General features: G+C 73.3%; 12 protein-coding genes. 8 read left to right on the forward strand and 4 right to left on the reverse strand.

Going from position 1 to position 9,574, the window contains the following annotated elements:
- Positions 1-600: 600 nt before the first annotated feature.
- From I3F58_RS28455 to I3F58_RS28470, 4 genes are all read left to right on the forward strand, one after another.
- Positions 601-1,242, forward strand: coding sequence for a GNAT family N-acetyltransferase (locus I3F58_RS28455; protein ID WP_240111594.1), 642 nt, complete (start codon positions 601-603; stop codon positions 1,240-1,242).
- 45 nt (positions 1,243-1,287) lie between these two features.
- Positions 1,288-1,701 (forward strand): SHOCT domain-containing protein, encoded by a 414-nt coding sequence (locus I3F58_RS28460; RefSeq protein ID WP_240111595.1) that lies wholly within the window; start codon positions 1,288-1,290, stop codon positions 1,699-1,701.
- Positions 1,702-1,719: 18 nt separating this feature from the next.
- Entirely contained in the window at positions 1,720-2,928 is a 1,209-nt protein-coding gene (locus I3F58_RS28465; RefSeq protein WP_240111596.1) for a cation:proton antiporter, read from the forward strand.
- A gap of 315 nt (positions 2,929-3,243) precedes the next feature.
- Positions 3,244-4,113, forward strand: coding sequence for a hypothetical protein (locus I3F58_RS28470; RefSeq protein WP_240111597.1), 870 nt, complete (start codon positions 3,244-3,246; stop codon positions 4,111-4,113).
- 17 nt (positions 4,114-4,130) lie between these two features.
- Here the strand turns inward: I3F58_RS28470 and I3F58_RS28475 are convergent, their stop codons facing one another.
- Both I3F58_RS28475 and I3F58_RS28480 read right to left on the reverse strand, forming a co-directional pair.
- The gene (locus I3F58_RS28475) at positions 4,131-4,562 is read right to left on the reverse strand and encodes a hypothetical protein (protein WP_240111598.1); all 432 of its coding nucleotides are present in this window, start codon (positions 4,560-4,562) and stop codon (positions 4,131-4,133) included.
- A gap of 118 nt (positions 4,563-4,680) precedes the next feature.
- Positions 4,681-4,989: a thioredoxin family protein gene (locus I3F58_RS28480; protein ID WP_240111599.1), complete on the reverse strand. Its 309-nt coding sequence runs from the start codon at positions 4,987-4,989 to the stop codon at positions 4,681-4,683.
- Between the two features lie 224 nt (positions 4,990-5,213).
- Here I3F58_RS28480 and I3F58_RS28485 point away from each other — a divergent pair, with 224 nt between their 5' ends.
- Positions 5,214-5,657, forward strand: a complete 444-nt coding sequence (locus I3F58_RS28485; protein ID WP_240111605.1) for a VOC family protein — start codon at positions 5,214-5,216, stop codon at positions 5,655-5,657.
- A gap of 9 nt (positions 5,658-5,666) precedes the next feature.
- Here I3F58_RS28485 and I3F58_RS28490 read toward each other — a convergent pair whose 3' ends face one another.
- Positions 5,667-5,870 (reverse strand): hypothetical protein, encoded by a 204-nt coding sequence (locus tag I3F58_RS28490; protein WP_240111600.1) that lies wholly within the window; start codon positions 5,868-5,870, stop codon positions 5,667-5,669.
- Between the two features lie 4 nt (positions 5,871-5,874).
- On the reverse strand, positions 5,875-6,267 hold the full coding sequence (locus tag I3F58_RS28495) for a carboxymuconolactone decarboxylase family protein (protein WP_240111601.1): 393 nt from the start codon (positions 6,265-6,267) through the stop codon (positions 5,875-5,877).
- Positions 6,268-6,384: 117 nt separating this feature from the next.
- Between I3F58_RS28495 and I3F58_RS28500 the strand changes: the two genes are divergently transcribed.
- The 3 genes from I3F58_RS28500 to I3F58_RS28515 form a co-directional block, all read left to right on the forward strand.
- On the forward strand, positions 6,385-7,662 hold the full coding sequence (locus tag I3F58_RS28500; protein ID WP_240111602.1) for a 26S protease regulatory subunit: 1,278 nt from the start codon (positions 6,385-6,387) through the stop codon (positions 7,660-7,662).
- Positions 7,659-8,813 (forward strand): tetratricopeptide repeat protein, encoded by a 1,155-nt coding sequence (locus I3F58_RS28505; protein WP_240111603.1) that lies wholly within the window; start codon positions 7,659-7,661, stop codon positions 8,811-8,813. The genes I3F58_RS28500 and I3F58_RS28505 overlap by 4 nt, the downstream gene beginning before the upstream one ends.
- Positions 8,814-9,279: 466 nt before the next feature.
- Positions 9,280-9,574, forward strand: a 295-nt coding sequence (locus I3F58_RS28515) for a MerR family transcriptional regulator (protein ID WP_240111604.1), incomplete at its 3' end; no start/stop codon positions are given.

A 9,574-nucleotide genomic window follows, 5' to 3' on the forward strand; every position in this document is an offset into this window, starting at 1 on the left:
CGCCAGGGTCTTGCGCCGACGACGGCGCAGCGAGTGCAGATAGTTACCCAATGACAGGTCGCTCCTCCGGTAGCTGGTAACGGCCGGTCCGCTCGAGCGGAGCCGGCGCCGACACCAGGGTGACCGGCTCCGGCCGGCCCACGAACATCAGCAGAATCACGGTGAGCCGCCCGGTCACCCGAAGGAGCCCGGTGATCCCGGCGGACAGCCCGACCGTGCCGAACGCGGACACCGCCGCGGACAGCGCGGCCGGACCCGCGCCCGTACGCCCCGGTGCCGACGACGAGCCGGGGGACACAGATCGCTTCAGGCGGTGGTGAAGAGGGCGGTCGGTGCCGCCTGGGACGGAGGCGATGACGGCCGTACGCGCCGGATACCGGGTGGCCATCGCACGCCGTATGCGCGCCACACACCCCGCCACGTCCCAGCCTTCCGCAACCCGACCCGCCGGCGCCGACGGCCTATCGGTTCCGCCCGGCCGGTCCCCCAGCGGCGGTCACCCTACCCCGGAGGAACGTTTCCGGCCACGAACACCCCGCGCGGACACACGCACCCGGAAAATCCGTGTGCCGAGGCCAGGGCTCCTGTGAGGATCCCGTCATGAACCCGTTCCTGGAGACGCCCCGCCTGGCCCTGCGGCCCTTCACCGACACCGAGGCGGACACCGACCGCGTCCATGCCCTCCACAACGACCCGGAGGTGATGCGCTTCATCAACGGAGGCCGCCCGGTCTCCCGGGAGACCATCCGTGCCGAGACCCTCCCCCGCCTCCTCCACGACCATCCGTGCTTCGGCACCCGTGGCTACTGGGCCGCCGAGGAACGGACGACGGGTACCTTCCTCGGCTGGTTCGAGTTCCGTCCCCCGGCAGACGACGACCCGGCGGTCGCCGAACTCGGTTACCGCCTCAACCGCGAGGCCTGGGGCCGCGGCTATGCGACGGAGGGCTCCCGCGCCCTGATCCGCCACGGCTTCACCACCCTGGGCGTCCGACGGGTCACGGCCGAGACCATGACGGTCAACACGCGCTCCCGCCGTGTCATGGAGAAGTCCGGCCTGACCTGCCTGCGCCACTTCACCGGCGACTGGCCGGACCCGATCCCGGGCTCGGAACAGGGCGACGTCACGTACGTCCTCACCCGCGGCGACTGGGAAGCCCGCCGCCCCACCATGGACGAACGGGAGCGGCCCCCCGCCGCGTCGTACGACCGCCGGGGATGCGACGGGCGAACTATCGGCTGATACTGCCGGAAAACGGGCACCCTCGCCCGTGGGACGGAGACCGCCGTGGACGACTACCCCCTGCTGGACCTGTTCTGGACCATGTTCTGGTTCTTCATCTGGATCCTGTGGCTGTTCCTGCTGTTCCGCGTGATCATGGACCTGTTCCGGGACCACGAACTCAACGGCTGGGCCAAGGCGGGCTGGTTGGTGCTGTGCATCGTGCTGCCGTACCTCGGAGTCCTGCTGTACGTGATCGTGCGCGGGCGCAGCATGGGCAGGCGGGAGGCGCAGCAGGCGCGGGAGAACGAGGCCGCGTTCAAGGCGTACGTCCGCGAGGCGGCCGGTCAGGGCGAAGGCGGGGGCGCCAAGCGGGCCACCCATGTGGACGAGCTGGCGCGGCTGGCGGAGCTGAAGGAGAAGGGCGCGCTGAGCGAGGAGGAGTTCCAGCGGGCGAAGGACAAGCTCCTGGCGTCCTGACACCGGACTGGTGCCGGTATGTCGCCGTCCGGGACGCTCATCCTGATCATGGCCATCGCGGTGCTCGCGCCGCTGCTGGCCTATGGAGTGAACCGGTGGTTCCCGGTCCCCCTCGTCATCTTCGAGATCCTGCTCGGCGTCCTCGTCGGCCCGGACGTCCTCGGCTGGGCCACCTCCCACGGCGAGGTCATCGACACCCTGTCGGATCTCGGCCTGGCCATGCTGATCTTCCTGGCCGGGTACGAGACCGACTTCGGGTCCGTGCAGGGCAGCACGCTCCGCCGCTCGATCGGGGCCTGGACGCTGGCGCTCGCCGTCGGGCTCGGCATCGCGTTCGCGCTGACCGGTGGCCAGGCGACCAGGAGTTTCGTCATCGGCACGGCGCTCACCAGCACCGCCCTCGGCACGGTCCTGCCGATCCTGCGCGACGCCGACGACCTGCGGGGCCGGTTCGGCGCGTTGGTTCTGGCGTTCGGCGCGGTGGGCGAGTTCGGGCCCGTCGTCGCGATGGCGCTGCTGCTGAGCGGGCGCAGTGCGGGCCGGTCCGCGGAGCTGCTGCTGGCGTTCGCGGCGATCACCACGGCCGCCGTGATCTGGGCGCTTCGGGCCCGGCCGCCGTGGTTCTCGCGGGTAGTGGAGCGGACCCTGCACACCAGCGGGCAGTTCGCCGTCCGGTTCGTGATGCTGCTGCTGGCCGCGATGCTGGGGCTGTCACGCGTGTTCGGCCTGGACATCCTGCTGGGCGCGTTCGCCGCCGGGGTGATCGCGCGGCTGGTGCTGCGCGGGGCGGGGCCGGAGAGCCGCAAGGAGGTGCTGGGCAAGATCGAGACGATGGGCTTCGGCTTCCTCGTACCGCTGTTCTTCATCGTGACCGGCATCGAGTTCGACCTGGCCGCGCTGCTCGACGGCGGCCGCGCGCTGGCTCTGCTCCCGGCGTTCCTGGTGCTGTTCCTGCTCGTGCGCGGGCTGCCGATGTACGCGCTGGCCCCGCCCGGCCTGGGGCGCCGCGACCGGGGCGCGCTGATGCTGTACGGCTCCACGGCCCTGCCGCTCGTGGTGGCGATCACCACCATCGGGCTCGACGACCGGGTCATCACGACGGGTGAGGCGGCCGCACTGGTGGGCGCCGCCATGCTGTCCGTGCTGGTCTTCCCGCTCGCGGCGCTCAGACTGCGGGACGGGGTCGCGCGGCCGTCCCCCGACAGCGAGGACACGGAGGCCTGGTGACCTCCACCCGGGAGTCCGTACGGCTGGAGCCGTATGCTGCCGCGCTGACCCGCGCCGTGGCCGGTCGTTGAGCGGTACCGCGGGGGGACCGCCGGCCTGCCGCGGCACCAGGTGGACCTGCCCACCGCCCGCGTGGAGCGACGCGGAGGACGTCCTGCGCCGAGCGCGCCCGCCCGGCCCCGGCGCCCGAAGCGCGGGGCGAGACCTGATGTACGGGATCGGCCAAGTTCACCGGACCGCCGCGGCGCCCCGTTCTCCTGCACACTCGAAGGGGAACCCCTCCGGGGAGGCAGCGTCCAGCCAAGGAGGCACCGCGTGAACGACTCCGCCGCGCGTGAGCAGCCCGGGGAGCCCGGCGACCCCCCGGCCTCGGCCGGGCCGGCCGGCAAGGCACGCTTCGACGACATCTACGACCAGCCCGATCCGCGGGCGTACTGCGCCCGCCTGGCCCCGCTCGCATACGAGATCCCGCAGCACGCGCGGGACGTCTTCCGGCGTGCCGCCGCCGGGCGCGCCGCGCTGGCCGACGGCGCCCGCGGGCGGCCCGCCGTACTCGACGTGTGCTGCTCGTACGGGATCAACGCGGCGCTGCTCAACCACGACCTCACCCTGGCCGAGCTGTACGAGCACTACACCGGGCCCGAGGCCCGCGCGATGACCACGGAGGAGCTGGCCGCCTGGGACAAGGAGTTCTACGCCCGGCGGCGGCTGCCGGACGCCCACCCGGTCATCGGCCTGGACATCGCGAGCCGCGCGGTCGGCTACGCCCGGGCGGTGGGCCTGCTGGACGCGGCGTTCACCGACAATCTGGAAGCCGCCCCGCCGGGCCCGCGCCTCAGCGCCGCACTCGCGGACGTCGGGCTGGTGACGCTCACCGGCGGCGGCAGCTATGTCACCGAACGGACCTTCGCCGGGCTGCTGTCGGGGGTGCGGCGCCCGCTGTGGGTGAGCGCGTTCGTGCTGCGTACGGTGTCCTACGCGTCCATCGCGGAGACCCTCGCCGCGCACGGGCTGCGCACCACCGCGGACCTTTCCCGCACGTACCCGCAGCGCAGGTTCACGGATACGCGCGAGCAGACGTACGCGATGGAGGCGGTTCGGGGGCTGGGCCTGAGTCCGGCCGGGAGGGAGTCGGCGGGCCGCTTCCACACGGTGCTGTACGAGTCGCGGCCGGACGGCCCGTAGCCGTGCTCAGGCGGGGGTCACGGCCGCTCGTCCGTGTGGCCGCACAGCCAGGCCAGCGCTTCGTGCGCGCCGAGTGTGTACGCGCGTGCGTCGACCGGGCAGACGGGGTCGTCGAGCTGCACGGCCGCCGCGTCCACCTCGGCGGTCAGCGTGTGGAGGTCCGGTACCAGCCCCCCGCGGGCCCCCGTCACCGGCGCCGACCCGCCTCGCGCCAGCGCCCAGCGCAACGCGTCCAGGGCGCCCGAGGCGTACAGCTCGCGGCCTCGGCCGCCGTCGGACGCGCCGTCCGTCGCCTCGGCGTGCCGGCCGGCTCCGGACCCCGTGGGGGCGCCACCGGTGACCGTGAGGGACGTGTACGCCTGCTGTACGTCGGCCATCGGCCGCACACCGATGTGCGCCTCGGTCTCGGTCTCCTCCCCGGTCCCCGTGCTCCGCAGCGGCGGACTCATGGTCGCCCTCCTCTCGTCACGCCGGTCACCCCAGTCACACTCCCCGTGGGGTTCCGGGTGCCCGCCGACGCCGCTGTCATGCGTGACGGCGCCCATCCGGCGGGGCGGGCCGCCGTCCTCAGCAGCCGAGCGCGGCCCTGAGCCGATCGACGCCGGGTGCGCCCTCCAGCCGCCCGTCGGGGCGGCGGAAGACCCGGCAGGACAGCCCGAAGGACGCCTCGCCCTCCGGGGTGAACGGATCACGCCCGTCGACCAGCAGGGTCGGGGAGCCGTGCATGCCGTACCGGGCGGCCTCGGCGTCGCTGGTGACCGTACGGACGGAGACGTCGCGGACGCCGCCGTCCGGCAGCACCCGGGCCAGGCGCTCCAGCAGAAGCGGCAGGTGCGGGCAGTCCGGCACGGCCAACACGCACAAGTCCCTGTCCATCGACGCCCTCCTCGGTCCCTGCTCCAGCGTAGGAGCCGCGTACCGCAGCAAGGCGGCCACCGTCACCGGACCGTGGCCGGAGCCGGGCACTCCCGCGTCCTCGGCCGAAAACAGCTCCCCAAAGCCACCGGGGAGGAGTTAATGTCCCGACGCGGCATCGCAGCACCGTCATCGCCCCGATGGGGTGCGGAGGTCCCGCCGACATGCCTCTGGAGGCATTCACCTTGCCCATCGAGCTGAACCACACGATCGTCCTCTCCCACGACCGCGAGCAGTCCGCGCGCTTCCTCGCCGGCATCCTGGGCCTCGAACCGGGTGCGCCCTTCGGCCCGTTCCTGCCGCTCACGGTGGCGAACGGGGTGACCCTCGACTTCGCGACCGCCGGTCCCGACGCCGAGATCGCCGCGCAGCACTACGCGTTCCTGGTGTCGGAGGAGGACTTCGACGGCATCCTGGCCCGCCTCGTCGAGGGCGGGATCCCGATCCAGGCCGACCCGCACGGCAAGCACCCCGGCCGCATCAACCGCAACGACGGCGGCCGGGGCGTCTACTTTCCCGACCCGTCCGGCCACGGCATGGAAGCCTTCACCCGCCCCTACGGCAGCCACCCGGAGTCGGATCTGAACGGCACGACGGAAGAGGTCCCGGGCGCCACCCTCCCGGACTGACGCCCGTCTTCACCGGGCGTTCGGCGGGGACTGCAGGCGGGCCCGCTGGGTGTCGAAGTCGTCGAGGACGCGGCGGAGGTCCGCGAGGGCCTCCGCCGGTATGTCGGGCGGGGCGGACTCGGCCAGGTGCCGGGCGGCGGCCACCAGCGCGGCGAACTCGTAGGCGTGCGCCGTGGCGCGCAGGACTCCGGGCCGGGCCCACTCCAGCTCCATCGGTTCAGCCCTTCGAGGCCAGGTACGCCTTGATCTGTTCCAGCTCGTTGGCGAAGTCGTCGTAGTCCTCCCGCATGCCGTTCAGGTAGGCACTCCAGCCGAGGCTGTTCTTGGCGTAGTGAACGGCCTCCTGGATCTCCTCGTCCGTGGCCCCGAACATCTTGGCGGCCTCGGTGTGGAACAGCGTGCAGTAGCGGCACTTCGTCTCGGAGTGCAGGGCGATCCCGATCAGTTCCTTGTACTTGTTCGGGATCCGGGTCTCACCGAGTTCCAGTCTCTTGAAGATCTCCCACTCGGCTTCCAGCAGGTCATCCGGGATGCCGGCGAAGAAATGGGGCACCAGGCCCAGGGTTTCCTTGATCTCCGCCTCGATCTCACTGCGGCTCCGGCCGGCCATGTGATCACTTCCTCTCGGCGCAGCCGATCCCCCTGCTCTCCACGCTAGGCGCCCGTGACCGCCTCTGCGACCGGGGCGGTGGGGGGTGCCCGTGATCGTCTTCGTAGGGTGGTGGGCATGTCGGACGACTCGCCCCTGATACGGAGTCTGCGCACGGCCGTCGAGGCGGCGCCCGGTGATGTTCCGCTGCGGCTGCACCTGGCCGAGCTGCTCCTGAACGCGGGCCGGCAGGACGCCGCCGTCGCGGAGGCGGCCGTCGCGTTGCAGCACGCGCCCGGCGACCCGGCGGCGCGGGAGCTGATGGGGCGGGCCATGGGGGCGCCACCCGTGACCCCGCCCGTGTCGGAGCCCGAGCCGTCCCCGCCCGGGCCCGGGCCGGTCCCTCCGGCTCCGAAGGCCCCCGGCTTCGACTGGCGCGCCGCCCAGGAGCAGGTCGCGGACGCCGTCCCGCCCCGGTTCGTCGAGGCGCCGCTCACCGCCGACGGCAGCGGTGACCCCGGCGACGCCGAGGCCTGGGAGGTCGACGCGCCCGGCACCGTCCGGCTCGCGGACGTCGGCGGTATGCGGGAGGTCAAGGAGCGACTGGAGGCCGCGTTCCTCGCGCCCATGCGCAACCCCGAGCTGCGCAGGCTCTACGGCAAGAGCCTGCGCGGCGGCCTTCTCCTGTACGGGCCGCCCGGCTGCGGCAAGACCTTCATCGCGCGTGCCGTCGCCGGCGAACTCGGCGCCAACTTCCTGTCGGTGTCCGTCAACGACGTCCTCGACATGTGGATCGGCAACTCCGAGCGCAACATGCACGAGGTGTTCGCCACCGCCCGCCGCCAGGCCCCCTGCGTGGTCTTCCTCGACGAGCTGGACGCGCTCGGCGGCAAACGCAGCCGCACCCAGAACAGCGGCATGCGCACCACCGTCAACCAGCTGCTGACCGAACTGGACGGCATCGACGCCGCCGCCAACGAGGGCGTCTTCGTCCTGGCCGCCACCAACGTGCCCTGGGACGTGGACATCGCCCTGCGCCGCCCCGGCCGCCTGGACCGCACCCTGCTCGTCCTGCCGCCGGACGCGCCCGCCCGCGAGGCGATCCTCCGCTACCACCTCAAGGACCGGCCCATCGAGAGCGTCGACCTGGGCAGGCTGGCGAAGGCCACCGACGGCCTCTCCGGCGCCGACCTGGCCCATGTCTGCGAGTCCGCCGCCGAGTCGGCGCTGCTGGACTCCGCGCGCACCGGGACCGTCCGCATGATCGGGATGCGGGACCTGCTGGCCGCGGCGAAGGCGGTCGCCCCCTCCACCGAGCCCTGGTTCGCCACCGCCCGCAACGTGGCGATGTTCGCCAACGACGGCGGCATGTACGACGACCTCGTCGCGTACCTGAAGAAGAAGCGGAAGCTGTGAGCGCCGAGCACCCGGCCGTGCAGCGGGCCTCCGCGCTCATCGACCTCAAACGGTACGACGAGGCCCGTGCCGCGCTGGCGCAGCGGCTCGCGGAGGAGCCGGGCGACATTCACGCCTGGACCCTGCTCTCCTGGTGCCACTACCGAACGGGACGCCGGCAGGAGGCGGTCGACGCCGCCGACGAGGCGCTCAGGCTGGACCCCGGGCACGCGTCCGCGCTTCGGACGCGTGGGATCATCCTCGGCCACATGGGCGAGCGGATGAAGGAGGCCGAGGAGGCGCTGCGCGAGGCGATCCGCCTGCAGCCGCACCAGTGGCTCTACCACGCCGACCTCGCCAACCTCGTGTTCCGCGCCCGCATACGGAGCTACGCCGACGCCCATGGTGAGATCCAGCGGGAGGCGATGCTCGAAGCCCTGCGGGAGGCGGACGGTATCGCCCGGGAGGCGATACGCCTCGGACCCGACGAGGTCTACGCGTACTCGGTGGCCCGGACCATCGCCGACCTGGCGGGCGACAAGGAGCGGGCCGACCTGCTCGACCGCGAGATCCTCCGCCTCGACCCCCAGCACCCGGACGCCCTGGCCCGCCGGGCCGAGAAGGCCGCCGGAGCGCCCGGTATCAGGGCCGCCGAGGCCGCCGGCCTCTACGCCGACGCCCTGGCCGCCGACCCCGGGTCCGCGCCCATGCGGCGTGGCCTCGACCTCGCCACGTACCGGCTGCTGCGCGGCATCCGCTGGCTGGCACTGCTGTGCGTGGCGCTCGCGGGTGCGATGCTCGACCTGTTCCCGCAGGACGGTCAGCTGCCGCGCGAACTGCCGGTGCCGGTGGGCAACCGGCTGTGGGCGCTCGTGCCCATGGCCGCGATCTGGGGCTTCGGTGCCTGGCGCCGCTACCGTCGGCTGCGCTCGGGCGTCCAGCTGAACGTCCGCTCCCTGATCCGCCGCCACCGCTGGTCCCGCGTGGTCCTGGCCCAGGCGGCCTGGTGCATGCTGTGCGCGCTGCTGCTCACCCAGGTGCCCTGGACGGAGCGGACGGTGCCGCAGGTCCTCTTCTGGGCGGCCCTGGTGCCGACGCTGGTCACGATCTGGCTCGACCGGCCGCGCGGGCCGGTCGCACGGTCCGGCGGCGGCTCAGCAGGCGCGCGGTGACACCGAGCACCAGCCCCCGGAACACCGGGCCGGTGGCCCTCACTGCCGGAGGCACCCGGTGACCACCGTGTTCCCGCCCCAGGACGACACCGTCCTGACCTGTGCCACCACCGGCCCCGAGGCAGGGCGTGCCGCACCCGGAGCACGGCGGGGAGGTGGCCGCGGCCGCAGTCCTGCGCCCGGGGGCTTCGGTCACGCCGGAGGAGCTCCGCGCGTCCGTGCGCGCGGGTGGCTCCTTACAAATACCCCCGCCTGGTGTGGACGACGGCCGAGCTCCCGAAGGGTCCGGCGGTCAAGACCCGGAAGCGCGGCGTCACCCCGCCGCCCGGGGCGGACCTCACGGGGCTGAGCCGGTCCCGTCGCACGGGTGGCCGGGGGTGGTGGGGCCACCGAGACACGGTGGACGCACGGACGGGGGCGCCCGGGGACCCCCTTTTGCGTCGTTCGCGCATCGTACGCTGGGAGTGTGTCCGGAGTGCCTCACGGCATCACCACGGGTGCGCTGGCACGGCGCCTGGGAGTCTCGCCCACCACCGTGCGTTCCTGGGACCGGCGGTACGGCATCGGACCCGCCGTCCGGGAGGGACGCCGGCACCGTCGCTGGACCCCCGGGGACGTCGCCATGCTGGAGGAGATGTGCCGGCTCACCGCCTCCGGGGTCCCGCCCGGCGAGGCGGCCCGCGCCGCGCGGGCCGCGCGCGGCCCGAGTACCGCCGCCCCCGAGGCCGCGCCGCCGCCCGCCGGGAGGGCCGCGCCAGTCC

The organism is Streptomyces sp. MUM 203J, assembly GCF_022414595.1.
In the GTDB taxonomy this organism is placed as follows: Bacteria; Actinomycetota; Actinomycetes; order Streptomycetales; family Streptomycetaceae; genus Streptomyces.

What these genes read in the sequence shown, in the direction of transcription:
- I3F58_RS28455 (WP_240111594.1), top strand. Translation starts at nt 601, where the DNA reads ATGAACCCGTTCCTGGAGACGCCCCGCCTGGCCCTGCGGCCCTTCACC.
- I3F58_RS28465 (WP_240111596.1), top strand. Translation starts at nt 1,720, where the DNA reads ATGTCGCCGTCCGGGACGCTCATCCTGATCATGGCCATCGCGGTGCTC.
- I3F58_RS28475 (WP_240111598.1), bottom strand. Translation starts at nt 4,562, where the DNA reads ATGAGTCCGCCGCTGCGGAGCACGGGGACCGGGGAGGAGACCGAGACC.
- I3F58_RS28480 (WP_240111599.1), bottom strand. Translation starts at nt 4,989, where the DNA reads ATGGACAGGGACTTGTGCGTGTTGGCCGTGCCGGACTGCCCGCACCTG.
- I3F58_RS28490 (WP_240111600.1), bottom strand. Translation starts at nt 5,870, where the DNA reads ATGGAGCTGGAGTGGGCCCGGCCCGGAGTCCTGCGCGCCACGGCGCAC.
- I3F58_RS28495 (WP_240111601.1), bottom strand. Translation starts at nt 6,267, where the DNA reads ATGGCCGGCCGGAGCCGCAGTGAGATCGAGGCGGAGATCAAGGAAACC.
- I3F58_RS28500 (WP_240111602.1), top strand. Translation starts at nt 6,385, where the DNA reads ATGTCGGACGACTCGCCCCTGATACGGAGTCTGCGCACGGCCGTCGAG.